This is a genomic window from Sphingopyxis sp. (assembly GCF_035998965.1).
Classification (GTDB): Bacteria; Pseudomonadota; Alphaproteobacteria; order Sphingomonadales; family Sphingomonadaceae; genus Sphingopyxis.
The window spans coordinates 14,729-38,531 of record NZ_DASYHE010000015.1 but is presented as its reverse complement, the minus strand read 5'-3'; the positions used below and the strand labels follow the sequence as shown (position 1 = coordinate 38,531).

Annotated in this window: 24 protein-coding genes; 4 read left to right on the top strand and 20 right to left on the bottom strand. The window is 65.9% G+C overall.

The window, feature by feature from the left end:
• Nucleotides 1–31 precede the first annotated feature (31 nt).
• The 3 genes from motA (at nucleotide 32) to VGN68_RS01955 (ending at nucleotide 2,997) form a co-directional block, all read left to right on the top strand.
• The gene (gene motA / locus VGN68_RS01965; RefSeq protein WP_293701111.1) at nucleotides 32–895 is read left to right on the top strand and encodes a flagellar motor stator protein MotA; all 864 of its coding nucleotides are present in this window, start codon (nucleotides 32–34) and stop codon (nucleotides 893–895) included.
• Nucleotides 895–1,755 (top strand): flagellar motor protein MotB, encoded by an 861-nt coding sequence (locus VGN68_RS01960; RefSeq protein ID WP_327473396.1) that lies wholly within the window; start codon nucleotides 895–897, stop codon nucleotides 1,753–1,755. The genes motA and VGN68_RS01960 overlap by 1 nt, the downstream gene beginning before the upstream one ends.
• 183 nt (nucleotides 1,756–1,938) lie before the next feature.
• Nucleotides 1,939–2,997 carry a sigma-54 dependent transcriptional regulator gene (locus VGN68_RS01955; protein WP_327473394.1) on the top strand — a complete coding sequence of 353 codons (1,059 nt, stop codon included), beginning with the start codon at nucleotides 1,939–1,941 and terminating at the stop codon, nucleotides 2,995–2,997.
• Nucleotides 2,998–3,188: 191 nt separating this feature from the next.
• On the opposite strand, the gene fliS is transcribed toward VGN68_RS01955, so the two are convergent.
• The 17 genes from fliS to fliE all read right to left on the bottom strand — a co-directional run bounded on the left by fliS (nucleotide 3,189) and on the right by fliE (nucleotide 17,012).
• Nucleotides 3,189–3,578 (bottom strand): flagellar protein FliS, encoded by a 390-nt coding sequence (gene fliS, locus VGN68_RS01950; RefSeq protein WP_327473392.1) that lies wholly within the window; start codon nucleotides 3,576–3,578, stop codon nucleotides 3,189–3,191.
• An 11-nt stretch (nucleotides 3,579–3,589) separates the two neighbouring features.
• Nucleotides 3,590–4,969, bottom strand: coding sequence for a flagellar filament capping protein FliD (gene fliD, locus VGN68_RS01945; protein ID WP_327473390.1), 1,380 nt, complete (start codon nucleotides 4,967–4,969; stop codon nucleotides 3,590–3,592).
• Between the two features lie 45 nt (nucleotides 4,970–5,014).
• Nucleotides 5,015–6,154, bottom strand: coding sequence for a flagellar type III secretion system protein FlhB (locus VGN68_RS01940; RefSeq protein ID WP_327473388.1), 1,140 nt, complete (start codon nucleotides 6,152–6,154; stop codon nucleotides 5,015–5,017).
• A 4-nt stretch (nucleotides 6,155–6,158) separates the two neighbouring features.
• Nucleotides 6,159–6,938: a flagellar biosynthetic protein FliR gene (gene fliR, locus VGN68_RS01935; protein WP_327473386.1), complete on the bottom strand. Its 780-nt coding sequence runs from the start codon at nucleotides 6,936–6,938 to the stop codon at nucleotides 6,159–6,161.
• Nucleotides 6,939–6,945: 7 nt separating this feature from the next.
• A complete protein-coding gene (locus tag VGN68_RS01930) occupies nucleotides 6,946–7,215 on the bottom strand; it encodes a flagellar biosynthetic protein FliQ (protein WP_327473384.1) in 270 nt (89 codons plus the stop codon).
• Nucleotides 7,216–7,228: 13 nt separating this feature from the next.
• Nucleotides 7,229–7,993 (bottom strand): flagellar type III secretion system pore protein FliP, encoded by a 765-nt coding sequence (gene fliP / locus VGN68_RS01925; RefSeq protein WP_327473382.1) that lies wholly within the window; start codon nucleotides 7,991–7,993, stop codon nucleotides 7,229–7,231.
• Nucleotides 7,994–8,105: 112 nt separating this feature from the next.
• Nucleotides 8,106–8,384, bottom strand: coding sequence for a flagellar biosynthetic protein FliO (locus VGN68_RS01920; protein WP_327473380.1), 279 nt, complete (start codon nucleotides 8,382–8,384; stop codon nucleotides 8,106–8,108).
• Nucleotides 8,384–8,722 carry a flagellar motor switch protein FliN gene (fliN, locus tag VGN68_RS01915; protein ID WP_327473378.1) on the bottom strand — a complete coding sequence of 113 codons (339 nt, stop codon included), beginning with the start codon at nucleotides 8,720–8,722 and terminating at the stop codon, nucleotides 8,384–8,386. Before fliN ends, VGN68_RS01920 begins: the two co-directional genes overlap by 1 nt.
• Nucleotides 8,715–9,641: a FliM/FliN family flagellar motor switch protein gene (locus VGN68_RS01910; protein WP_327473376.1), complete on the bottom strand. Its 927-nt coding sequence runs from the start codon at nucleotides 9,639–9,641 to the stop codon at nucleotides 8,715–8,717. The genes fliN and VGN68_RS01910 overlap by 8 nt, the downstream gene beginning before the upstream one ends.
• Before the next feature lie 2 nt (nucleotides 9,642–9,643).
• Nucleotides 9,644–10,252, bottom strand: a complete 609-nt coding sequence (locus VGN68_RS01905) for a flagellar basal body-associated FliL family protein (protein WP_327473374.1) — start codon at nucleotides 10,250–10,252, stop codon at nucleotides 9,644–9,646.
• Nucleotides 10,253–10,269: 17 nt separating this feature from the next.
• A complete protein-coding gene (locus VGN68_RS01900) occupies nucleotides 10,270–11,613 on the bottom strand; it encodes a flagellar hook-length control protein FliK (RefSeq protein WP_327473372.1) in 1,344 nt (447 codons plus the stop codon).
• Nucleotides 11,610–12,056 carry a hypothetical protein gene (locus tag VGN68_RS01895; RefSeq protein ID WP_327473370.1) on the bottom strand — a complete coding sequence of 149 codons (447 nt, stop codon included), beginning with the start codon at nucleotides 12,054–12,056 and terminating at the stop codon, nucleotides 11,610–11,612. Before VGN68_RS01895 ends, VGN68_RS01900 begins: the two co-directional genes overlap by 4 nt.
• Nucleotides 12,053–13,384: a FliI/YscN family ATPase gene (locus VGN68_RS01890; RefSeq protein ID WP_327473368.1), complete on the bottom strand. Its 1,332-nt coding sequence runs from the start codon at nucleotides 13,382–13,384 to the stop codon at nucleotides 12,053–12,055. The genes VGN68_RS01895 and VGN68_RS01890 overlap by 4 nt, the downstream gene beginning before the upstream one ends.
• Nucleotides 13,381–13,980 (bottom strand): FliH/SctL family protein, encoded by a 600-nt coding sequence (locus tag VGN68_RS01885; RefSeq protein WP_327473366.1) that lies wholly within the window; start codon nucleotides 13,978–13,980, stop codon nucleotides 13,381–13,383. Before VGN68_RS01885 ends, VGN68_RS01890 begins: the two co-directional genes overlap by 4 nt.
• Nucleotides 13,973–15,004 carry a flagellar motor switch protein FliG gene (fliG, locus tag VGN68_RS01880; protein ID WP_327473364.1) on the bottom strand — a complete coding sequence of 344 codons (1,032 nt, stop codon included), beginning with the start codon at nucleotides 15,002–15,004 and terminating at the stop codon, nucleotides 13,973–13,975. The genes VGN68_RS01885 and fliG overlap by 8 nt, the downstream gene beginning before the upstream one ends.
• Complete coding sequence (fliF, locus tag VGN68_RS01875; RefSeq protein WP_327473362.1) at nucleotides 14,997–16,655, bottom strand: flagellar basal-body MS-ring/collar protein FliF; 1,659 nt, start codon at nucleotides 16,653–16,655, stop codon at nucleotides 14,997–14,999. The genes fliG and fliF overlap by 8 nt, the downstream gene beginning before the upstream one ends.
• 3 nt (nucleotides 16,656–16,658) lie before the next feature.
• Nucleotides 16,659–17,012 (bottom strand): flagellar hook-basal body complex protein FliE, encoded by a 354-nt coding sequence (gene fliE, locus VGN68_RS01870; RefSeq protein ID WP_327473530.1) that lies wholly within the window; start codon nucleotides 17,010–17,012, stop codon nucleotides 16,659–16,661.
• Between the two features lie 247 nt (nucleotides 17,013–17,259).
• Between fliE and VGN68_RS01865 the strand changes: the two genes are divergently transcribed.
• Nucleotides 17,260–18,075 (top strand): flagellin, encoded by an 816-nt coding sequence (locus tag VGN68_RS01865; RefSeq protein ID WP_293701093.1) that lies wholly within the window; start codon nucleotides 17,260–17,262, stop codon nucleotides 18,073–18,075.
• A gap of 156 nt (nucleotides 18,076–18,231) precedes the next feature.
• Here VGN68_RS01865 and VGN68_RS01860 read toward each other — a convergent pair whose 3' ends face one another.
• From VGN68_RS01860 to VGN68_RS01850, 3 genes are read right to left on the bottom strand one after another with little or no spacing between them, the layout of a single operon-like run.
• Entirely contained in the window at nucleotides 18,232–21,516 is a 3,285-nt protein-coding gene (locus VGN68_RS01860; RefSeq protein ID WP_327473357.1) for an error-prone DNA polymerase, read from the bottom strand.
• The gene (locus tag VGN68_RS01855) at nucleotides 21,513–23,048 is read right to left on the bottom strand and encodes a DNA polymerase Y family protein (RefSeq protein WP_327473355.1); all 1,536 of its coding nucleotides are present in this window, start codon (nucleotides 23,046–23,048) and stop codon (nucleotides 21,513–21,515) included. Before VGN68_RS01855 ends, VGN68_RS01860 begins: the two co-directional genes overlap by 4 nt.
• Nucleotides 22,954–23,742 (bottom strand): hypothetical protein, encoded by a 789-nt coding sequence (locus VGN68_RS01850; protein ID WP_327473353.1) that lies wholly within the window; start codon nucleotides 23,740–23,742, stop codon nucleotides 22,954–22,956. The genes VGN68_RS01855 and VGN68_RS01850 overlap by 95 nt, the downstream gene beginning before the upstream one ends.
• Nucleotides 23,743–23,803: the final 61 nt, after the last annotated feature.

Sequence of the window (23,803 nt, the reverse complement as noted above, 5' to 3'; positions counted from 1 at the left end):
GGGCTTTCGGCCCGGATGGAGTTGACCCCGCATGTTTCCCGTAATCGGCATCGTTGTTCTGCTGCTGCTGGTGTTCGGGGGCTTTGCGCTGACCGGCGGCAATCTCGGCCCGGTCATGCACGCGCTGCCGCACGAGATGCTGATCATCGGCGGCGCCGCAATCGGATCGCTGATCATCGGCAATTCGGGCGCCGACCTGAAGGCGCTCGGCGGCGGTCTCGCCAAGGTGTTCAAGGGACCGCAATATAAGAAGCAGGATTATCTCGACTGCATCCTCCTCGTCTCGACGCTGATGAAGATGATGCGGACCGAAGGCCCGGTGGCGGTCGAACCGCATATCGAGGATCCAGACAATTCGACATTGTTCCAGCAATATCCCAAGCTGCTCAAGGACAAGACGCTGGTCCACCTGATCTGCGACACGCTGCGCCTCGTCGTCGTGTCGTCGGGAACGCTGGATCCGCATGCGGTCGAGGACGTCATGGACGCCGCGCTCAAGAACCATCACCACCACGCGATCAAACCCGCGGACGGCTTGCAGAATCTCGCCGACGCGCTGCCCGCGCTCGGCATCGTCGCCGCGGTGCTTGGCGTGGTGAAGACGATGGGGTCGATCGACCAGCCGCCCGCGATCCTGGGCGGCATGATCGGGTCCGCGCTCGTCGGCACCTTCCTTGGCGTGCTCCTCGCCTATGGCCTTGTCGGCCCATTCGCGACGCGCGCGCGCACCGTGATCGAAAGCGACGGCGCCATCTATCATACGGTGAAACAGCTGATCATCGCCTCGCTCCACGGCCATCCGCAGCCGCTGGTGATCGAAGCCGCGCGATCGGGGGTCGAACATTCGAACCAGCCGAGCTTCGCCGAAGTCTTTGACGGGATGCGAGGCCGCTAATGGCCGCGCGCCCGAATACCCCGCCGCGTCCGATCATCGTCAAGAAGATCATCGAGGCACCGCACGCCGGCCATCATGGCGGCGCGTGGAAGGTCGCCTATGCTGACTTCGTCACCGCGATGATGGCGTTCTTCCTGCTGATGTGGCTGCTCGGCGCGACGACCGAAAAGCAGCGCAAGGCGCTCGCCGACTATTTCGCGCCGACGATTGTCCAGTCGAAACAGGATACGGCCGGGTCGAACGGATTTTTCGGCGGCGACTCGCTCGTTGCCGTCGATAAATATCCGCATGGTCCGGGCCAGACCGGGACAAAATCGATGACAATCCCGCGCGATGCGAAGGGTGGACCGAAAGAGGCGTCGGGGCGTGAACGCGAGCGGCTGAAGTTCCAGCGTGTCGCTAAGGCGCTGACCGAACGGGTGCAGGCCAAGGGCGAGCTTAGGCGCTTCGCGCGCAACCTGCGCTTCACCGAGACGGTGGAAGGTCTGCGGATCGACGTGATCGACGATGCCGATTTTTCGATGTTCGCCATCGGGACCAGCCAGCTGACCCCCGCCGGTGTGCGGCTGTTCAGCGAGATTGCCGGTCCGGTCGCCGAAATGCCCAACCAGGTGATGGTGCGCGGCCACACCGATGCCGCGCCTTGGTCGGCCAAGTCGGGGACTAACAACTGGCGCCTGTCGGTCGACCGCGCCGAGGTCACGCGGCACTTTCTGGAGTATCGCGGCATCGACAAAACGCGCTTTCAGCGCATCGAGGGCGTCGCCGATCGCGAGCCCTATGTCCCCGCCGACCGATTCGATCCGCGCAACCGCCGCATCTCGATCACGCTCGGCTGGCGTACCGCGTCCGACAATTAGTGCCAGTTTGGCAGTATATTGGATCGTTAACGACGCAATTGCGCCGCTATTACATCCAATCTGGCAATAACCCTTTGTTTTGAAGGGGTTATGACCACATGGATAATCTTTTGTTTACCACTTTCGTCAATCTCTGGGTCCATCGAAAAGGCGCCGGATTTGGGGGGCGCGGTGGAGACCAAAATGACCGTGGGGCAGAACAACAATGCAGCGCTTGAGGCGCTGATCATCGGCAGCAGCGCGGCCGCCGCGCAGCTGCGCGACATGATCCGCCGCGTGGCGCGCTCGAACGCTTCGGTCATGCTCTGCGGTCCCTCGGGCTCGGGCAAGGAACTTGTCGCCCGCGCCATCCACGACGAAGGCGTCCGCGCCGGCAAGGCCTTTTCGGCGATCAACTGCGGCGCCATCCCCGGCGACCTGATCGAATCCGAACTGTTCGGGCATGAAAAGGGCAGCTTCACCGGCGCCCACGCCCGCCGCATCGGCCATTTCGAAGCGAGCGAGGGCGGCACGCTCTTCCTCGACGAAATCGGCGACATGCGCTTCGACATGCAGGTCAAACTGCTCCGCGTGCTCGAAGAACGGACGATCGTCCGGGTCGGCAGCAGCGAAGTGAAGGCCATTGACGTCCGCGTCATTTCGGCCACCCACCAGGATCTCGGCGCCGCGATCGCCGATGGCAAATTCCGCGAAGACCTGTTCTTCCGGCTCGGCGTGGTTGTGTTGCAGGTCCCCAGCCTCGCCAGCCGCGTCGAGGATATTCCCGCCCTCATCCGCCACTTCCAGCGCAAGATGCCGGGTGAGGCGAAATGCCGCTTCGACGGCGACGCGCTGGCGCTGCTGATGCAGCATCGCTGGCCGGGCAATGTCCGCGAACTCAGGAATTTTGTCGAACGCGCCAGCGTGTTGCACGGCGGTGAAACGCTCGGCGCCGACGATGTCACCATTCTTCTGAACCCCACCGCAGCGCCCCGGCCGCGGCAGGCTGTCCCCGGCAGCCTTGCCGCGGTGCAGGCCAGCGCGGATGAACCCGCCCCGGCGATGCCCCACACCAAGGCACCGGCACCGGGCCGCCCGATCGACCTCAAGCGCGAGATCGAAACGATCGAACTCGAACAAATCCACGTCGCGCTCGACCTGGCCGACGGCATCATTTCCGAAGCCGCGCGCCTGCTGACGCTCAAGCGCACGACCTTGATCGAAAAGATGCGCAAATATGGGGTTCAGCAGCAGGCCGCCTGACCGGCGCCCGCGACATAAGTTTCAGCACCCGCTGAAAAAAGGGGGCTCTGGTCCGCCCCCTGACCACCCGGCCGCCCGTCCCCACCCAGGGCGGCCGGGTACCCAGCGGGAATCATTGAAACGGCATCGGCCCGCACCCCTACCCCGGGGTGCGGGCCGATCCTGTTTTAGGGACATGGATTAGGCCGGGTTCAGCGCAGCTGGCGCCAGGCGGCGCTGACCGTCAGCACCCCGTCGAGCAGGTCGGCGAGCGCCTCGCCATCATTCTGCGCCACCGATTCGTCGAGCTTGCGGCGCATGCTGCGATAGACGCGCGACAATGCCGCGGCGACGTCGCCGCCGGCATCGCGGTCGAGACCGGCGTCGAGGCCGATCAGGATCGCGCGCGCACGGTGCGCGGGTTCGGTTGCCGAAATGCGCTGGCCCTGCCGCACCATCGACCCGAGCACGCCGATCGCGGTTTCCAGCTCGTCATAGAGCATCGTCACCAGCTCGATCGGATCGGCGGCGGCGGCGCGGCTTTCATGCTGCAAGCGGCGGTAAAGTCCGGTCGCCCGGACGGTCGAGGCGGTAGCGGTCACGGTCGATGTCCCTAATCGTTACCCTGGTTGGACCAGAGCTTGATCTGTTGTTCGAGATAGGATTGCGTCGCCTTGAACGCCGCAAGCTTGGCGTCGAGCGAGCCATATTGTTTCTCGAGCCGGGCACGATAGGCGTCCTCGCGCGTCTCGATGCTTTCCAGCTGGTCGGCGAGCGTTTCCTTGCGGCTGTTGAGCGACTTGGTCACGCGGTCGATCACCCCGTCGGTGGCGATCGCGCGGTCGCGGATGCTGTCGAGGACAAAGGCGATGCCGGGATCGCTTGCTTCGGTACGCCCGCCGTCGCGGCGCGGGTTGAACAGCGCCTCGACCGCCCCGGCGTCGGATGCCAGAACCTGCGCAAGCTTGGTTTCGTCCAGCGCCAAGAGGCCGTCCTTGGTCGTCGATACGCCGATGTCGGTCAGCTTGTTGATCGTCGGATGGCTGGAAATGACGGTGCCGATCAGACCTGATAATTCGCGTTCCAGTTCGCGCAGCGACGTCGTCGAGCCCGACTGGCCGGCGGCCGACGACAGGCTCTTTTTCAGCTGGTTATAGACCGAAACGAAATCGCCGACGGTCTGTTTGATGATTTCGAGCGGACGGCTGGCGCCGATATCGACCGGCTGGCCGGGAGCCGCTTTCTTCAGGGTCAGCGAAATCCCGGGGATGACGTCGTCGATGGTATTCGACGCGCGGCTGAACGCGACGCCGTCGATGGTGAAGTCGGCGTTGGCGGCGCTCTGGCCCAGCGTCATGCCGCCGCCCGCGCCATAGGCAAAGGCGGAGAGACCCGGATCGGCGCCCGCGTCGGCAGCCAGGGTGAAGGCGTTGGCGGCGCCCGACGGACCTTTCAGGATCAGGCGATGGCCGCCCTGATCGGCAATGATCGATGCGGTGACACCGCCACCGCTCGAATTGATCGCGCTGGCCAGCCCGTCCAGGCTGTTGTTGGTGCCATCGATGGTGATCGTCTTGGCGACCCCGCCGACGGTCAGCGTCATCGTCCCGGTGCCGATCGCCGCGGTGCGATCGGTAACGACAGCAGAATAGGTGCTTTGCGCGCGCGCCAGCTGGCTGACGACGACGGTCGCGGCAAAGCTGTCGGCGTGCAGTCCGGCGCGCGCGGTGGCGCTCAGCACGCTGTCGTCGGATACCGTCGGGGTGCTACGCAGCGTGCCGTCGCTGATCATCTGGCCCAGCGAATCGGCAAAACCTTCCAGGTCGGAGCGCGCCTGCGCCAGCGCGCTGATCCGCGTCTGGTTCTGCTGGGTCAGCGTATTGATGCGCGCGACCTTGGGTTCGCGCGATGCCGCGGCCAGGTCGGTGACCAGCTGTTTGGTGTCGATGCCCGACCCGAAACCCAGGCTGTTGATGATGGAGGTGGTGGCCATGGCAAAATATCCTTCGCACCTGTTAACGGCGGCGCGCGGACGAATTTAAGCCTGACGGCGCCCTTCGGGGTCGAAACGGTGCGTCGGCGGAATATCGACGACCGGCGGCGCGGCACCCTCGGCGACCATGCGTTCGAGTTGGAAGACAAAGGCCAGCACCGTCGCCACGGCGACGAACAATTCCTCGGGAATGACGCGCCCGGCGCGCGCGGTGAAATAGATCGCGCGGGTCAGCTGCGGATATTCGAGCAGCGGGACATTGGCGCCGCGCGCCAGCTCGCGGATCGATAGCGCAACGTCACCGCGCCCGCGCGCAACGACGACCGGCGCCGCATCGACCCCGGGGCGATAACGCAGCGCGACCGAGAAATGGGTCGGGTTGGTAAGCACGACAGTGGCGTCGGAGACCGCCTTGCGCGCCGATCCGCTCAAAATGTCGTGCGCGCGCTGTCGCTGCGCCTGTTTAAGTTCGGGGGCGCCGTCGGACTGGCGCATCTCTTCCTTGATTTCCTGTTTGCTCATCATCAGCCGCTTGTTGCGCTGCAGCCATTGCACCGGGACGTCGATCAGCGCGATAATCACCAGCCCGCCGGCGAGCACCAGCATCGCATGGCCGATCGCCTGCCCGGCCAGCCCGATCGCGGCGAGCAGGTCGGTCGATGCCATCGTCATGATCGCGGGCAAATTTCGGGCGACCAGCCAGTAACCGATGGTGCCGAGCAGCAACACTTTCGCAAGCGCCTTGCCGAGTTCGGTTGCGCCTTGCAGTCCGAACATGCGCTTGAGCCCGGTCAGCGGGTTCATCCGGTTGCCCTTGAAATGCAGCGCCTTGCCGCGCCAGCCGAAGGAACCGAGCAGCGCCGGCCCCGCGACCGCGGCGCCGAGCGCGAGCGCAAACAGGCTGGCGAGCGGCAGCAGGATTTCGGTGCCGTTGCGCATCAGCGCCTCGGCGGGGGCAAAATCGGCGACATCATTGGCGGTCAGGGTGAGCCCGCGGCGCAGCAGGTCGCCGGCCGATTGCACGAACCAGCCGCCCGCGGCGACGATCCAACCGGCGGCGGCGAGCATCATCAGCGCGGTCGCCAGCTCGCGCGACATCAGCACATCGCCTTCGCGCGCCGAGTCTGCCAGCTTCTTGGGGGTCGGCTGTTCGGTTTTCTGGTCCTGCTCGGGTTTGCTCGCCATCGCGTCAGAGCCCCGCGAACATCCGCGCGGCGTCGAGCGCGTCGGACAGGATGCGCATGATCGCCTCGGCCATTGCGGGGGTGGCAACGCCGAGCAGGATAATCCCGGCGAGCAGGGTCGCCGGAATGCCGACCGCGAACAGGTTGAGCGCAGGCGCCGAGCGGCCGATGACGCCCATGATGATCTGGACGAGGATGAGGACAAAGCCGACCGGCATCGCGATCGTCAGCGCCGCGGCGAACATCAGGCTGCCGAACCGCAATATGCCGCCGATCGCGTCGAACGAGGGCAAGGCGTTACCGGGGGGCAGCGCAGCATAGCTGTCGACGATGATCCCGATCAGCACCAGATGGCCGTCGGCGGCCAGGAACAGCGCGGTTGCCAGCATCGACAGGAACTGGCCGATCGCCGAGCTTGATGCGCCGCTGATTGGATCGACCATCGACGCAAAGCCCAGCCCCATCGCGTTACTGATCGCCTCACCCGCCAGCAGCGCGGCGGCAAGCCCCATTTGCAGGACGAAGCCGATGCCGAGCCCGATCACGACTTCGCCGATGACCAGCAGCAGTCCGGGGACCGACACAATGCCTTCGGGGGGCAGCGCCATGCCCGACGCAGCGACCGCGGGCACCCCGACCGCGAGCGCGATCACCAGCCGCAGCTGGACCGGCACGCTGGTTGCACCGAACACCGGCGCGGCGATGAACGCAGCGCCGGGGCGGATCATCCCCAGCATCCACAGCTGGAGCATCGCCTCGATATTCGGGATGTCGGCTGGGTCCACGGCCGGTTTAACGGACGAGGTTGGGGATCTGCGCGAAGATATCGCGGGTGAAATCGGTGAGCAGCACCAAAATGCTACCGCCAAAGATCGCAAGGCATATCGCCGCGACGATCAGCTTCGGGACAAAGGTCAGCGTCTGTTCGTTGATCGACGTCGCCGCCTGCACCATTCCGAGCAGCACGCCGATGACGAGCACGGGGAGGAGCAGCGGTGCCGAGGCGAGGGCGAGGATCCACAACGACTGCTGCGCCATGCCGATGAAATAGTCGGTTTCCATGTCAGGCCCCTGCCTAAGTCCCGAACGAGGCGGCGAGCGACCCCATCGTCAGCGCCCAGCCATCGACGAGCACGAAGAGCAGCAGCTTGAATGGCATCGAGATGATTGTCGGAGAGAGCATCATCATGCCGAGCGACATCAGCGCCGACGCAACGATCAGGTCGATGACGAGGAAGGGCAGGAAGATCAGAAAGCCGATCTGGAATGCGGTCTTGAGCTCGCTGGTGACAAAGGCGGGGAGCAGGATCGAAAAGGGCACGTCCTTGGGGCTGGCATAGGTCGGCGCCTTGGCGATCTTGGCGAACATCATGAGGTCCGATTTGCGCGTTTGTGACATCATGAAGCCATGCAGTGCGACGCCGGAGCGCGACACCGCTTCGCCGATGTCGATCTGTTCCTGACCATAGGGCTCGATCGCGACGCGGTTCACTTCGCTGATCACCGGCTGCATCACGAACAGCGAAAGGAACAGGCTCAAACCGACGAGCACCTGATTCGGCGGGGTCTGTTGCAGCCCCAGCGCGTGGCGCAGGATCGACAGCACGATGATGATGCGGGTGAAGCTGGTCATCATCAGCAGCAGCGACGGTAGCACCGTCAGCAGGCTCATCAGGACCAGGATCTGAAGGGACAGGCTGAGCGGTCGGCCATCGCCGCCGATGTCGTTCACCGCGCGGCTGAGGCCGTCGGCGGTCTGGGCATAAGCGACGGGCGCGGCGATCAGCAGCGCGAGGCCGCCGATGACTGCGGCACCGCGCAGCCAACGCGCGTCAAACAAATTCCGTTTGCCCTGAGCTTGTCGAAGGGCTGTTCTTTCTTCCGGCGGCGTCAAAGAAAAGAACGGTGCTTCGACAGGCTTAGCACGAACGGTGCGAGGAGATGGTGTTGCCTCAGTCGACATGGAAATCCCCCTGCGCGTCATCGGCAATGCGGGTGATGCCGTTGCGCGAGACTGCGACGAGGATCCGCTGCCCGGCAAATTCGACCACCGCGAGCTTCGATCCCGGACCGAGCGGCAGCACGTCGACCATTTCGACCGCGCGTGTCTTGGTACCGCCGCCGACGAGCGGCACGCCCATCTGGACGCGCTTCCACAGCCACAGGCTGCCCCACGCCATGCCGCCGATCAGCGGCAGCAGGATGAGCAGGCGGAGGATATATTCGAACATCAGGCTCTCCGCTCGAAACCTTCGAGGCCGCGCGCCGGGGCGACGACTTCGGCGACCTGAATGCCGTAACGGCCATCGACGCTGACGATCTCGCCCTTCGCGATCAACGTGCCGTTGGCGTAGATGTCGAGCAGGTCGGTTGCGGCGCGGTCGAGTTCGATCACGCTGCCCTCGTCGATCGCAAGCAGTTCGGCGAGGGTCATCGAGGTCGATCCGACCTCGACCGACACGCGCAGCGAGACGCCGGCGAGCAGGTCGAAATTGGGCGCTGCGGCGATCGTCTTGTTGTCGCGGCGGTCGGCGCGGGGCGCCGTCGGCGCGTCGCTGAGATCAGTCATGGTTCGGTCCTTTTTCGATATGTTCGATCATGATGGCGGCGTTGCCATTGGCCTCGCCGATGCTGCCGACCGCAAAGCTGCGGCCCGCGACGGTCACCGGCACATGGCGCGGCATGCCGAGCGGAATGATGTCGCCGACCTCCAGCGCGAGCAGCTTGATCAGGCTGATTTCGGGGCGCGCGAGCACCGAACGGACGGGCAGTCGCACGTCGCGCAGCGCCTTGTTGAGCGCGCTCGCCCACACCGGATTGGCGGCGCCGGGCATTTCGGCCGCGGGCTCGGCGCCCGCGATGCCGCGCAGCGCGGCGAGCGGATAGGCGCAGGCGATCGTCCGCCCCTCGAACGGCGCGCCGCGCAGGATGAAGCGCTGGACGAACAATTCGTCGTCGGCGCGCACCGCGGCGAGTTTGGCGGGGTCGCAGGTGACGCAGTCGAGCTCGGGTTCCAGCGTCAGCTTGTCGCCCCATGCGGCGGCGAGTTGCAGCCCCATGTCGCGCCCGAGCCGTGCCGCAAAGCGGTCTTCGGCGTCGGTCAGCTCTTCGCGCTCGGCAGCCAGCCCGCCCTTGCCGCCATAGAAAATGTCGACAAGCTGGAGCAGCAACGGCCGCGGCGCCGCGAGCAGCACCGGCCCCTTGAGCGGCGGCGCATGATAGCGCCAGAAGATCGCCGGGGCGGTCGCCGCGGTCCAGTCGGCAAAGCTGATCGTTTCCGCCTCGCCGCGCTCGACCTGGATCGACGGCACGCCGAGCGCGCGGATCAGGTCGCGCAGGCTGCGGCCGAACTGCACCGCGACGCTGTCGAGCGCCGGAAAGGCATAGCTGTCCGCCGCCTTGCGCAGCAGCAATGACGCCTTGGCGTCAACCGCGTCGGTCGTCGGCGCGGCGGGCGGCTTCACGGCTTTGACGGATTTTTCGCGCACGCTCACTGGATCACCAGGCTCGTGAAATAGACATTGTCGATACCACCAAAGCCTTCCTTCTCGCGCAGCACATCGTTGATTGCCGCGGTCAATTGCCGCTGCAGCCGTTGTTTCCCCTGCGATGTCGAGAGCAGCGCCGGATCCTGTTCGGACAGGACCATAAGCACGACCGAGCGGATCGGCACCGCCTGGCGTTTGATATTATTGATAACCTTGCCGTCATAAAAGGTCGAAAGGCTGATACCGGCCTGCAAAAAGCCCGACCCGTCGGCGAGGTTGGTGGTGAAGGCATCGGGGATCTGGAAGTACGTGACTTCATATTTGCGCGGGTCGACCTTGAACTTGTCGTTGGGCACCGCGACGGTGCCGACCTTGGGCGCGGCTTCCTTGTCGTCGCCTTCGGCGGCGGGCGCTTCTTCGTCGCCGCTGCTGCGCACGACCAGCTTGGGAAAATGATCCTCTGGCTTGGCCTCATGCGCCGACAGCGCACCGAAATAGATGCCCGCACCAGCGCCCGCACCGATCAGGACGAGCGCGCCGACACCGATGAACAGCAGCTTCTTGAGCTTGCCCTTCGGTTTGGGCGCGGCGTCGGTTTTATCCTTGGTCATCGTCATATCCCTTATGCTCAGGCGAAGCGGCCGCGGCGATCGGCGGCCTCTTCTGCGTCGCGCGCCTTGACGCGCTCGGTCACGGTTTCGATCAGGTGGCTGACGTCCTGCGCGCCGCCGCGGCCCTGACCCTGCGACTGGCCCTGCATCTGGCGGCTGGTGTCGCCGGGGGTGCAGGTGACTTCGCTGGCGGAGACGCGGACGCCCTGCTGGCGCAGGTCTTCGACCAGGCGGCCCTGCGCCGCGGCGACGATCGTCGCGGTGGCTTCATGCTGTGTGTCGAGTTTCAGTGAGACGCCCGCGTCGCCCATCACCATCGCGACGTCGAGACGGCCAAGGTGGCGCGGCATCAGGCGAAAGCTGATGTCGCCGCTGTCCGATTTGGTCGCGGCAATGTCGTGCGCCAGCTGGTCGATCCACGCGCCATCGCTGGTCAGGTCGAGCACGCGTTCGGCCATCGTGACCGGCGCGGCGGTACCCGCCAGCATCGCGGCGCCCGCCGTCATCGGCTGGGCGAACTGGATCGTCATCGACGGCGCCGCGTCGGCGGGCTTGGCGGCGACAGGCTCGGCACCCGTGAATACAAGGTCAGGCTGCGGCACGGCGCGCGGCTTGCCTGCCGCGGGCGCGGCGATCACCGTTTCGATCTCGGGTACAGCGGGTTTGGTTTCGGCGTTGCGCGGTTTGTCGGCGGTCGGCGCGGTGGCGACGACCTCAGCGGTTGGCGGTGCGTCGCTGGTCGAAGCCGTGGTGGTGTCGCCAGCCTTGACGGGCTTGCCCACGACCGCCGCAACCACTGCCGCTGCGACAGGGGATGCGGCGATGGGCAGCGCGGTTGCGGGGGCCGGGGTTGTCGTCGTAGCGGGGGTTTCGGACACCGCGACCGTTTCAGCGGATTTGGTGGCTGTCGTATCGTTTTCAGCGGCTGCTGTGCCGTCGGTCTTGACCTCGGTTTCGACCGCTTTGAGCGATTTCGTTTCGGGCTTGGCGGCGCTGCCGTTCAATTCGATCAGCAATTTTGCTGCCGATGCAGCGACCGTATCGGGGTCGGCCTTAGGCGCGGCGTTCGTGGCGTTCGCAACCGGCGCTTCGACGGTGACATCCATGGCGGCCACGTCGCTCGTAGCAGCCGGGGGGGCGACAACGGTCGTAGCCGCGACGGCGGTTGGCGTCACGACGGCAACCGGCGTGACCGGCGCGGTCTTGGGCGCAGCGACATCGATCGCCGGAATGGCCGCGAGCAACTGCTCAAAACCCCCGTCTTCGCCGCTGCCGGTCGGCGTCTGGCCGATCGTGCTAAGGAAGGCGGCAAAGCCCGCGGGTGCCGATGCCGGCGGATTGGGGAGGGAGGCGCCCATCATGCCGCGCCGCCTTCGATCAGGCGCAGGCGCATGCCGCCGCGCGCGCGGTGCGGGCGGTTGGCGTCACGGCGGCGTTCGGCCTCGGCTTCGGCCGATTTACGGCTGCGTTCGTACAGGCGCACGGCGGACTCTTCCTTGGCCATCGCGCTTTGCGCGAGCACCCCGGCCTGGTCGCGGCGCGCGCTGGCATTCACCAGCGGCGCGGTCAGATTTTCCTGCGCGATGTCGAGCCGCATTGCGAGCTCGCCGATCGTGTTGAGCGCGCCGCCGGCGACCGCGCCCTTGGCCATCGCCAGATCGACGCGCAGCGTTTCGAGGCGGCGGGCAAGTTCGACCAGGCTGGCGAGTTCGCCATTAGCCCGCGCCAGATTGGCCTCGGCCATCTGATGTTCGACGGTGCGCACGCGGATGATACGTTTGCGGCGTGCGGTACGGGCGGTCATGCGGAATATCCTTCAATCAGGGTCTGGCGGGAAATATCGTAATCGACCTGCGCCATGGCGGGCTGGGTCACAAAGGCGAGCTGGTCGGCGTGGCAGGCGATGGCGGTGTCGAGCACCGGATCGCTGCCGGCGACATAAGCGCCCATCAGCATCAGATCGCGGTTCTCTTCATAGGCGGACCACAGCTGGCGAAAGCGCGCGGCGGCGGCGGCATGTTCGGGATCGACCGAATCGACCATCGTGCGCGACAGCGACCGGGCGACGTCGATCGCCGGATAGACGCCCTGTTCGGCCAGCTGGCGCGACAGGATGATATGGCCGTCGACAATCGCCCGGGCGCTGTCGACGACGGGGTCGTCGATGTCGCCGCCATCGGCGAGCACGGTGTAGAGCGCGGTGATCGATCCGCCGGTTTCGCGGTCGATCCCGGCACGTTCGCACAGCGAGGGGATCAGCGCGAACACCGACGGCGGATAACCCTTCATCGTCGGCGGCTCGCCCAATGTCAGCCCGATCTCGCGCTGCGCATGCGCGACGCGGGTCAGGCTGTCGATCAGCAGCAGCACTTTCTTGCCGTCGGCGCGGAACGCTTCGGCGATCGCGGTGGCGCGCATCGCGGCACGCAGGCGGAGCAGCGGCGGATGGTCGGCGGGAACCGCGACGACGACCGCCTTCTTGCGGACTTCGGGGGGCAGCTTGGTTTCGACAAAGTCGCTGACTTCGCGGCTGCGTTCGCCGATCAGCCCGACGACGATGACGTCGCATTCGGTCCCGGCGATCATCTGGCCCATCAACACCGATTTGCCGACGCCCGATCCGGCGATGATCGCGACGCGCTGGCCTTCGCCGACGGTGAGCAGGGCGTTGATCGCGCGCACGCCCATATTGAGCGGCCGGGTGACGCGGCCGCGGCGCAGCGGATTGACCTTGCGCCCGGCGAGCGGCCACTGAAATTGCGATTGGACCGGGGGGCGGCCGTCGAGCGGGTTGCCCTGCGCGTCGATGATGCGGCCGAGCAGCGCCTTACCGCACGCGACCATGCTGCTCGCGCCATGCGGTTCGACCGGCGCGCCGGTGACGAGCGGCATATTGGTGTCGAAGGGGAGGACGAGGCTGCTCTGGCCGCGAAAGCCGACAACCTCGCCATAGACATAGTCGTTGTTCGCCGACTTGATGCGGACATTGCTGCCCAGCGGCTGCGGGAACCCCGACACTTCGAGCATGATGCCTTCGTGCGACACGAGCGTGCCGATGCGGCGCGGGCTGGCATTGGTCAGGTCGATCGGGTCGAGCAGTTGCTGTGCGGAGAGGGCGAGACGGCGCGTCATGACGCGGCCCCTTCGCCCAAGGCAACGCGCAGTTCGTCGAGATAGACGGCGCGGCCATGTTCGATCCAACCGGTCGATGTTTCGATGCGGACGGTGCCGCGCATCATCCCTGGGTCGCTGGCGAGCGCCAGCGGCAACGGACAATCGCTCAGCAGCGCGGCATCGTCGGGGTGAACCCACAGGGTGCGCGCCTTGTCGGCGTCGGCGACCAGCGCTGCGGCGGTTTCGGCCTGCGCCTGAAGCCAGGCGGCGTCGATCGGGGCGTCGGCGACAATCTGATGCACCAGCCGTTCGACGGTGCGTGCGATCAGCTGCGCCAGTTCTTCGCTCGGTTCGTCCTGCAAGGCTTCGGCATTGGCGAGCAGCGCGAGCAGTTGGTGGCGCTCGGCGACATAGGCGGCTTCGGCGACGCGCTGCCCTTCGGCCAGGCCGCGGGCAAAGGGGTCGTCGAGGTCGAGTTCGGCGGCGCTGCCGTCGGCGGCTTGCGGCGCGCGGGCACCACCGCCAAAGGCCAGCGGGCGAAAGCCGCTGCTGCGTGCCATCGCTTCGGCGAGGGTAACGGGGGCAAAGCCGGTTTCGGCGGCGCGATCAGACATAATCGTCGCCCCCGCCCGCGATGATAATTTCGCCTGATGCCGTCATCTGGCGGACGATCGTCATCACGCTCTTTTGCGCGTCATCGACGTCGGCGCGCTTGACCATTGTCATTTCGGCCATTTCGTCGCGGATCGTTTCCGCCGCGCGCTGCGACATGGTGGCAAGGCACAGCTCGACCATGTCCTCGTCGGCACCCTTGAGCGCGACCGCAAGCTGCGCGGCATCGACCGAACGCAGCACTGCGCTGAGGCTCTTCTTGTCGAGATCGCGGAGATTTTCGAAGATGAACATTTCTTCCTCAATCGCCTGTGCCAGCGCCTTGTCGGTTTTCTTGAGGGCGCGGATCGTGCGTTCGCTCAGCGATTTCGGCATCTTCTTCATGATCTTGGCGACATCGCTCGGGCCGCCGATCGCCTGTTTGGCGACGCGCTGGCCATCGACATTCGCGCTGGCGAGCACCGATTCCAGATCTTCGATCGCCGCGGCGGGGACCGAGGTCAGCATCGCGGCGCGCAGCACCAGGTCGGCCTGCAAAATTTCGTCGAGCGTTTCGATCGCGCGCGCGGCGACGTCGGGGACGAGCACCGACAGGATCAGCGCGCCGACCTGCGGATGTTCCTGCGCCAGCAGGCCGCTGATCGCCTCGACGTCCATCCAGCGCAGGATTTCGAGCGACGCGGCGCTGCGCTGCGGCGCGACGGCGGCCAGGATATTGTCGGCGCGGACATTGCCCACCGCCTGGTTCATCACGGTGCGGATGCGGACGTCGGCGCCGATGGCGAGCGCGCTGACGTCGCGGCTGCGCACGACGAAGCGATCGAGCGCCTGCCCGATCTGCTGCTCGCTGGCATTGGCGGTGTCGAACATCGCTTTGGCCAGCTGGCGCACTTCGTCGGGGGCGAGATGTTTCAGGATCGTCGCGGCTTCATTTTCGTCGAGCAGCATCAGCAGGATCGCGGCGGCGGCCGATCCTTCGATGGCGGGTTTTGTCGGCGCGTCCATCATCTCGGCGGCGTCAGGCACGGGCGCCCTCCTGCATCAGCTGGCGGACGACGAGCGCGGCGCGCGCCGAATCCTGACGGACAAAGGCGCGGACCAGATTGGCGCGCGTTTCATAGCTTGGCGCCTGTTCGATCATTTCGAGGGTGATTTCGCGGCCCGCGGCGGGGCCGGCGAGCGCGGGGCGTCCGTCGGTCGCGGCGAGCAGTGTTTCCTCCAGCGCGGCATGGCGTTCGGCGCGCTCGGCGGCGCGCGCCTTGGCGGCGCGGATCAGCGGACGACCGATGAACAGAAAGGCGAGCAGCGCGGCAAGGATCGCACCGACCTGCTTGACGAGCGGCAGGAACCACGCCTGATCGTAAAAGGCCGGTTCCGCGGCTTCGACCTGCACGAAAGGACGCTGGCTGATCGCGACCTGATCGCCGCGCGTCGCGTCGAACCCGATCGCGCCTTTGACCAGGCTGTCGATCTTGGTCATGTCGGCCTGGGTCAGCGCCTTCTTGCCCTGATTGAGCGCGACGGCGACCGAGACGCGGCGCAGTTTGCCCTGCGGCGAGTGCGTTACTGAAATCTCGCGGCCGACTTCAAAGGCGCGCGCGGCGTTTTCGTTGCTTTCGGTGCCGGGGGTGGGGGCAGCGGTCGGCGTCGGGGTCGGTGCGTTCGCGGTGACCGTCGTCGCCTGCGGCGGCTGGTTCGACAGCGCACCGGGGATGCCGACGGCGGGCGGAGTGCCAGAGCCGCTGACCGTGCGGGTGACCTGTTCGCTGGTCATTGCGCGGTCGTTTTCGGGAAAGCTTTCGCGCGTCGCCTGGCTTTCGGACATATCGACGTCGGCGTGGACCTCGACGCTATAATTGCCCGCGCCAAGCATCGGGCTGAGCAAGGTATCGAGCGCACGGCGGAAACGGTCTTCGACCTGCACCTGCAGCTGAAACGCTTTCATGTCGCTACCCGACGCGGTGTCGGACAGCAGCGCACCGCGCTGGTCGATTACCGACACCTGATCGGCGTTCATCCCAGGGACCGACGAAGCGACGAGGAAGCGAATCGCCTGCACCTGACCGTCGCTGAGCGAGCGGCCGTTCTGCAGCGTCAGCATTACCGACGCGGTGGAGGGCTTGTCGTCGCGGACGAACAGGCTGGGTTCGGCGGCGGCGACATGGACGCGCGCGCTTTTGACCGCATCGATTGTTTCGATCGTGCGCGACAGGTCGGCTTCGCGCGCCGAACGCAGCGCTTCGCCTTCGATCGCGCGGCTCGACCCCATCGGCAGCGCCGCGATCAGGCTGTCGCCGCTCGGCGCCGCCTTGGGCAGGCCTTGTCCGGCGAGCGCGATGCGCGCCTGATGCAATTTGTCGGCATCGACGGTCAGCGCGCCGGTGCTCGCGTCGATGCTGTGCGCGATGCCCTGCGTCTGGAGCGCCTCGGCGACCGCGGCTTTGTCCATGTCGTCGAGCCCGGCGAACAGCTGCGCCTGCGGCGCCGCGTTCATCGTGAAGTAAGCGAGCGCGGCAATGCCGATCGCCGACGTCATGGCGATCGCGGGCAGCGCGCGCTGCACTGCGGGCTGGCGGACGAAACCAGTGAGCGGGGCGAAGCGGTTGCCGAACGCGGGGGCGGGCAGGCGGTTGGTGTGGCCGTCGTCAACGGGGGTGAGGATCTGGGTGTCGGCCATGGCTTAAACCGGCATGTTCATGATGTCGCGATACGCGGACAGCAGCTTGTTGCGGACCTGCAACGTGGTTTCAAAGCCGAGCGAGGCCTTCTGCCGCTCGATCATCACGCTGACGATGTCGTGGGTGTCGCCGCGCTCATAGGCTTCGGTGATCTCGCTCGCCTTGGACTGCTGGGCGTTGACCTGTTGCAGCGCGTTGTTGATTGCCGCGCCGAAATCGGGGGTTCCGCCAGCGCCCTCGACGCCGCCCTCGATGCCGCCAATGCCGCCGCGACCGGCGGCGCGTTGCAGCGCCTGGTTCTGATTGAGGATCGAACTGCGCATCTGCAGCAGCCGGCTCGGGTCAATCGTGCTCATTGCTTTCCATCCGTCCTGTGCGCAGCGGTGCGCCGCACGGAAAGAACAATGCAAAGGCCATGCCAAAAGGATTAGCTCAGTTTTTTCAATTGCTTGAATTGTCAGGCCAGTCGCCGTGGACAAGCTTCGGCATTTTTTTGACGGCGCGCCCTTAAGCGCCGCCGCCGCCCGCCGTTACTGCTTTCCGTGACCGCTCCTCGAGCCCTCACATCACGGGAATGGCCATCGAGGCCGGAAAGGAACAACAATGACTGTCATCAACACCAATGTGAGCGCGCTTCGCGCCCAGAATAACTCGCGTGTTGCCGAACGCGCCCAGTCGCAGGCGATGGAACGTCTGTCGAGCGGCAAGCGCATCAACAGCGCCAAGGACGACGCCGCCGGCCTCGCCATCGCCACCCGCATGGACGCCAGCGTCCGCGGCCTGACGCAGGCCGTTCGTAACGCCAACGACGGCATTTCGCTCGCGCAGACCGCCGAAGGCGCGATGGGCGGCATTTCGAACATCCTCGTTCGTATGCGTGAACTGGCAGTTCAGTCGGCCAACGGCACCAACAGCGCGACCGACCGCACCGCGATCCAGACCGAAGTCACCGCGCTGCTGTCGCAGATCGGCGATATCGCCACCCGCACGACCTTCAACGGCACCAACCTGCTGTCGGGCGGCGCCAGCATCGACATCCAGACCGGCACCGCTTCGGGCCAGACGGTCAACATCGCGATCGGCGACCTTACTGCCACCGGTCTTGCGGTCGGCGCGGTCGATCTGTCGACCGCGGCTGGCGCCGGCACGGCGCTCGGCCTGCTCGACACGGCGATCCAGACGGTTGCCACGCAGCGCGCCAACCTCGGTGCCCAGCAGAACCGCCTCGAATCGGCTGTCGACAATTTGACGTCGACTGTCACGAATCTGTCGGCATCGAAGTCGCGCATCGAAGACGCCGACTTCTCGGCGGAATCGACGAAGCTGGCTGCCGCTTCGATCCTGTCGCAGGCATCGACCGCGATGCTCGCCCAGGCGAACCAGAGCCAGCAGGGCGTGATGAACCTGCTCCGCGGCTAATCCCCGCGAACGACTTTCAGGCTATATTCGGTTGGTCCCTTAGATAGCCTGATCCGATGCCCCGGCCCCCACAGCCGGGGCATCAACTTTTTTGCCGTTCGGCATAGCCGAACAGGGAGCGGGCTGGTGCCGTTCGCCGACGTCAGCCTCCCACCATCAATGAAAATCCCGCGACCTGGGCAGGATGCGAACGTCGCGCGGATGACCGTGTTTTGCCGCATAGCCCCGCGGCAGCTGCGGATGCGCGACCTCGTCGGCGCGGCACAGCTCGGGCCGTACTTTGCGCCCGTCGCCCAAGGTGTCGAGCATCGCCGTTCGATCGACAATCCGCGTCGCCATCAGGTGGATCACCCCCTCCTTGCTCCGCTGCACTTCGCCCTCGGCCAGCATCAGCCGCGACGCCATGACGGCGCGGCGATAGCGCTCGAAATGGCGCGCCCACAGCAGGATATTCACCACCCCGCCCTCATCCTCAAGCGTGATGAAGATCGCATTGCCCTTGCCAGGGCGCTGGCGGATCAGCACGACGCCCGCGGTGCGGACGATCGACCCGTTCTTTGCCGCTATCACCTGCGCCGCGCTCAGCACCCCCTCGCGTGCGAAATCATCGCGCAGAAACGCCATCGGATGCCCTTTCAGCGACAGCCGCGTCGTCTGGTAATCGGTCAGCACATTTTCGACGAGCGGGGTCGGGGGCAACTGTGCGTCGGCTTCGGCGCCCAGTTCGTCGGCTTCGGCGGCGCCGAACAGCGGCAACACCCCCTGCCGCACCCGCCGCGCATCCCACAGCGCGGGACGGCGGTCGAGCCCCATCGACCGGCAGGCATCGGCTTCGGCCAGCAGGCGCAGCGCGCGCGAGGGCAGGCCGGCGCGGCGAGCGAGTTCTTCGATGCTGGCAAAGGGCGATGTCCGGGCATCGACGATCTGCGCCGCCCACGCTTCGCGGAACCCATCGACCTGCCGAAAGCCGAGCCGCAGCGCGAGGCTGCCGTCATCCCGGCGCTCAAGGCTGTTGTCCCACCCGCTGGCGTTGACATCGACCGCGCGCACCTCGACCCCATGTTCCTGCGCATCGCGCACCAGCTGCGCGGGAGCGTAAAAGCCCATCGGCTGCGAATTGAGCAGGCCGCAGGTGAAGACGGCAGGGTGATGGCATTTCAGCCAGGACGAGACATAGACGAGCTTGGCAAAGGATTGGGCATGGCTTTCGGGGAAGCCATAGCTGCCGAAACCCTTGATCTGGTTGTAACAGCGTTCGGCGAAGTCGCGTTCATACCCACGGCGAATCATGCCATCGATCATTTTCGCTCCGAATTGATCGATGGTGCCGACGTTGCGAAAGGTCGCCATCGCCCGCCGCAGGCCATTGGCTTCGTCGGGGGTAAATTCGGCTGCGACGATCGCCAGTTTCATCGCCTGTTCCTGAAACAGCGGCACGCCAAATGTTCTGTGAAGAAGATGGTTAAGCTCGTCGGGGTCGTGCGGCGGGGCGGGTGACGGATAATCGACCGGTTCCTCGCCATTACGGCGCTTCAAATAAGGGTGGACCATATCGCCCTCAATCGGTCCCGGTCGGACGATCGCGACCTGGATGACAAGGTCATAAAATTCCTTCGGCCGGAGCCGCGGCAGCATGTTGATCTGCGCCCGGCTTTCCACCTGGAACACACCGATGCTGTCGCCCTTGCACAGCATGTCGTATACGACCGGATCTTCGGGTGGCACGCTCTTGAGATTGTGGTCACTCAAATCGTGCAACCGCATCAGGTCGAAACATTTGCGGATGCAGGTCAGCATCCCGAGCGCGAGTATATCGACTTTCATCAATTTCAGTGCATCGATGTCGTCCTTGTCCCATTCGATGAAGGTGCGGTCTGCCATCGCGGCGTTGTGGATCGGCACCATTTCGTCGAGCCGGTCTTCGGTCAGGACATAGCCGCCGACATGCTGCGACAGATGGCGCGGGAAGGTCAGGAGCTGTTCGACGATCCATTTCAATCGGGCAACGTCGGTCTGTTCGATATCGAGCCCCGCTTCGGCAAAGCGTTCGTCGGGCATCTCGCTACCCCAACTGCCCCAGCTGGTGTCGGCGAGGCGCGCGGTGACATCCTCGCTGAACCCCAGCGCCTTGCCGACCTCGCGCACCGTGCTGCGCGGGCGATAATGAATCACCGTGGCGGCGATCCCCGCGCGCCGCCGGGTGTAGCGGCGATAGATATATTGCATCACCTCCTCGCGCCGCTCATGTTCGAAATCGACGTCGATATCGGGGGGCTCGCGGCGTTCTTCGGAGAGAAAGCGGGTAAAGAGGAGGTTGTTGGCGATCGGATCGATCGAAGTGATTTCGAGCAAATAACAGACGAGCGAATTGGCGGCAGAACCGCGCCCTTGGCACAGGATCGGAGGTTTTTGGGTCCGAGCAAAATTGACGATGTCGTGAACGGTCAGAAAATAGCAGGCAAAATTGCATTTGCGGATGAGCGACAGTTCTTCGTCTAGGGCGTCCTGCCAGCGTTTGGGCAATCCATCGGGGTGATGTTTTGCCGCCGCGTCCATCACCAGATGTTCCAGCCAGCGTTGCGGATTCCATCCTGCAGGGACCGGCTCGTGCGGATATTCATAGGCGAGTTGTTCGAGCGAAAAGGCGATGCGATCGAGGATCGCTATGCTTTGCGCGATCGCTTCCGGGGCATGACGGAACAGGCGCTGCATTTCTTGCGGGGATTTCAGATGCCGTTCGCCATTGGCATGCAGGCGGCGACCGGCATCGTTGATGGTCGTGCCTTCGCGAATGCAGGTGACGACATCGTGAAGGGGGCGCTGTTCGCGCGTCGCATACAGCGCGTCGTTGGTGGCGAGCAAAGGAATGCCGACACGGTCGGCCAAGGCGTGCAATCGGGCGAGACGGCGGCGATCGCTGCCACCCCTGGGCATGGTGATCCCGAGCCATAAGGCGCCGGGTGCGGCTTGGGCGAGGCGGCGCAGGACGACTTCGTCTTTCTCCGTCGCCATCGCGATCAACAACATATCCTCGCAATGGATCAGCAAATTTTTGAATTTCATCACGCAATCGCCTTTTGTGGTGCGACGATTGCCGATGGTGAGCATGCGCGTCAGGCGGCCCCAGCCGTGGCGCGTGATCGGATAGGCGATGATGTCGGGGGTGCCATCGTCGAAAACCAGTCGGGCGCCGACCACGAGTTTAAAGGGCGGAAGCTCCATCCCTCCTTCAGCGGCTTTTTCGCCTAACTTTCGCAGCCCGACCAGCGCCCGCACCACCCCCGCCACGCTGTTGCGGTCGGCGATGCCGATGCCGGTCATGCCCAGATTGATCGCCTCTGCCACCATTTCGGCGGGGTGTGAGGCGCCGCGAAGGAAGCTGTAGTTGGTCGCGGCGACCAGTTCGGCGAAAACGGGCTCGGGGGTGGGCGCCTCCCTCATGCGAACAGCCCGTGGATGTACCAGCGCGGATCGGGCTTTTCGTCGTACAGCCCGTGGCGAAACAGCCAGTAGCGGCGGCCGCGCTCGTCCTCGACGCGGTAATAGTCGCGGGTGAGGCCAGCATTGTCCTTGCGCCGCCACCATTCGCTCGCGATCCGTTCCGGCCCCTCGTAACGGCGGATCGCGTGGGTCGCCCGGCGCCAGCGAAAGCGGTGCGGCGGGCCGTCGGGCACTTCGGCGATCACTTCGATGACCTGCGGCGGATCGAAGAGATAGAAGGGGCGGAGCGGCGGCTCGCCGGGTTCGGGGGCGGGCCAAGGCGTGGGCGGCGCGGCATCGATCGCGGGCAAAGCGAGCTGTGCCTGTTCGGGGATGTGGGTATCGGCGGCAATGAATTTGCGCACGCTGCCGCGGCCGATCCGCGTCGCCAGCCGGTCGACCAGTTCGGTCATCGCCGCGGCGCGCACTTCCCCGCCTTCGAGCTTGAGCTGCGTCGCGGTCAGCGCTTCGAGCCGCGGCACCGCGAGGCGCATCATGTCAAACCCGAAACCCGGGTCGAGCGGATCGCGCAAAGTATCCATCCGTTCGGCGAACAGGCGCATGACGAGGGTGCTGTCCCGCGTGGGATGGCCGGTCTCGACCGCGATGCTGCGCGCCAGACCGTCGCTGCGAAAAAAGGTGGCACGGAAATGGCGCCCGCCTTTGCCGCGCTCGGCCAGCTCGCCGATCGCTTCATCGACCAGTTCGGTCAGAATCTGGGTCGCATGGGGCATATTGGCCACGGGTTCGGCGAAGCGGCGTTCGGTGGCGACCGGCGGCGGAGCAATGCGCGGATCGAGCGGACTCGGCGCGTCGCCGAGCAGGCGGCGCAGCGCGGTCGCGGTGTTGGCGCCAAAACGCGCGGCGATATTCGCCATCGGCCGCGCCGCGAGGTCGCCGATCGTCTTGAGCCCGGCGCGGACGAGCGCGGTCCCCGCCTCGGCGTCGAGTTCGAGCGCGGCGACGGGCAGGCGGCGGATCGCGCTGGCTTCGTCGGGGGCGGGGCGCGTCTGGTAGCGCGCCAGCGCGCGGGCGGCGTCGGCAGTGGGGCCAAGCGCATGGCGCAGCGTCATCCCGAGCCGGTTCAGCCGCCGGTCGATGTCGTCGATCAACCCCGCCTCGCCCTCGAACAAATGGGTGCAGCCGGTGATGTCGAGGATCAGCCCGTCGGGCGAATCGAGCGCAACGAGCGGGGTGTAGCGCGCGCAGCCCTGCGCCAGTCGGTCGAGCCAGTTCTGGTCGAGCACAGGGTCGTGCGGCACGATGGCCAGATCGGGCACCTGCGCCCGCGCGTCGGCGAGCGGCATGCCGACCCGAAGCCCAAGTGCCTGCGCGCGCACATCGATGCTGGCGAGGCGCAGCGCGCCGCGCTGCTTCTCGGCAAAGACGAGGGGAAGGTCAGGCGGCTTCGGCGCCGAGCGGTTGAACCGTTCGGCGGGCAGCCAGGGGAAGAACAGCGCCAGATAGCGCCGCGTCCCGGAAAACTTGCTCATCTTTATCCCAATCGAGTCGCCAGCGCGTTCCGGCAGGGCCGCCGCGCCAGCGCAGCAGTTCGAGGTCGAAGGCGGGTGCGCCGGGGGCGTCGGCTTCGAGTTCGCGCGACGGTGCGGCGACGATGCTCCAGCGCGTTTCGGCGACGCTCGGGGTCGGCGCGGCATTCAACCGCAGCATCAGCAGCGTCGTCCCCGCATCGCGCGCGCCGAGCGTCAGGCGGCGTCCCGCGGTGAGATCGAGCAGCGGGAATTTGCCCCAGCTTTCGACGATTACCGCCGCCGATCCCGCGCAGCGCACGGCATCATTGGCGCAAGCGAGCAGCATTTTGGGATCGGGGGTCTCGATCAACAGCAACCGATCGGGATCGCCGCCGAGTTCGGCGATGCCGGGGGCATAGATGTGTCCGGTGCGGCGTCCGGCATCGACGGTGCGCAGCCACAGCAGTGGTGCCTGGCCCGGGGTGCGCAGCGCGAGCAGCGCCGCGAATGCGGCGGCGCTGGCGCCATCGAGCGCGTCGGCGGCAAAAAACTCATGCGTGCGACCGACCATCAACCCGCCGCCGATGGCCGCATCGAACGCGCCATGTCCCGACGCCAGCCAGCCCTCGGCCGGGCGGCTTTCGGGGCCACCCGTGGCGGCCAGCCGGGCGATGCGCTGGCGCAGCCCGGCGAGAGGTTGAGACGACTCGCGCATATATGTTCCTGATTTGTTCTATTAGCGCGCGAGCGAAGGGGATTGTCAAGAAAGAGTCGGA

Coding starts and splice junctions, on each gene's coding strand:
- motA (WP_293701111.1), top strand. CDS start 32: ATGTTTCCCGTAATCGGCATCGTTGTTCTGCTGCTGCTGGTGTTCGGG.
- VGN68_RS01960 (WP_327473396.1), top strand. CDS start 895: ATGGCCGCGCGCCCGAATACCCCGCCGCGTCCGATCATCGTCAAGAAG.
- VGN68_RS01955 (WP_327473394.1), top strand. CDS start 1,939: ATGACCGTGGGGCAGAACAACAATGCAGCGCTTGAGGCGCTGATCATC.
- fliD (WP_327473390.1), bottom strand. CDS start 4,969: ATGGCCACCACCTCCATCATCAACAGCCTGGGTTTCGGGTCGGGCATC.
- VGN68_RS01940 (WP_327473388.1), bottom strand. CDS start 6,154: ATGGCGAGCAAACCCGAGCAGGACCAGAAAACCGAACAGCCGACCCCC.
- VGN68_RS01930 (WP_327473384.1), bottom strand. CDS start 7,215: ATGGAAACCGACTATTTCATCGGCATGGCGCAGCAGTCGTTGTGGATC.
- VGN68_RS01920 (WP_327473380.1), bottom strand. CDS start 8,384: ATGTTCGAATATATCCTCCGCCTGCTCATCCTGCTGCCGCTGATCGGC.
- fliN (WP_327473378.1), bottom strand. CDS start 8,722: ATGACTGATCTCAGCGACGCGCCGACGGCGCCCCGCGCCGACCGCCGC.
- VGN68_RS01905 (WP_327473374.1), bottom strand. CDS start 10,252: ATGACCAAGGATAAAACCGACGCCGCGCCCAAACCGAAGGGCAAGCTC.
- VGN68_RS01900 (WP_327473372.1), bottom strand. CDS start 11,613: ATGATGGGCGCCTCCCTCCCCAATCCGCCGGCATCGGCACCCGCGGGC.
- VGN68_RS01895 (WP_327473370.1), bottom strand. CDS start 12,056: ATGACCGCCCGTACCGCACGCCGCAAACGTATCATCCGCGTGCGCACC.
- VGN68_RS01890 (WP_327473368.1), bottom strand. CDS start 13,384: ATGACGCGCCGTCTCGCCCTCTCCGCACAGCAACTGCTCGACCCGATC.
- VGN68_RS01885 (WP_327473366.1), bottom strand. CDS start 13,980: ATGTCTGATCGCGCCGCCGAAACCGGCTTTGCCCCCGTTACCCTCGCC.
- fliF (WP_327473362.1), bottom strand. CDS start 16,655: ATGGCCGACACCCAGATCCTCACCCCCGTTGACGACGGCCACACCAAC.
- fliE (WP_327473530.1), bottom strand. CDS start 17,012: ATGAGCACGATTGACCCGAGCCGGCTGCTGCAGATGCGCAGTTCGATC.
- VGN68_RS01865 (WP_293701093.1), top strand. CDS start 17,260: ATGACTGTCATCAACACCAATGTGAGCGCGCTTCGCGCCCAGAATAAC.
- VGN68_RS01860 (WP_327473357.1), bottom strand. CDS start 21,516: ATGAGGGAGGCGCCCACCCCCGAGCCCGTTTTCGCCGAACTGGTCGCC.
- VGN68_RS01855 (WP_327473355.1), bottom strand. CDS start 23,048: ATGAGCAAGTTTTCCGGGACGCGGCGCTATCTGGCGCTGTTCTTCCCC.
- VGN68_RS01850 (WP_327473353.1), bottom strand. CDS start 23,742: ATGCGCGAGTCGTCTCAACCTCTCGCCGGGCTGCGCCAGCGCATCGCC.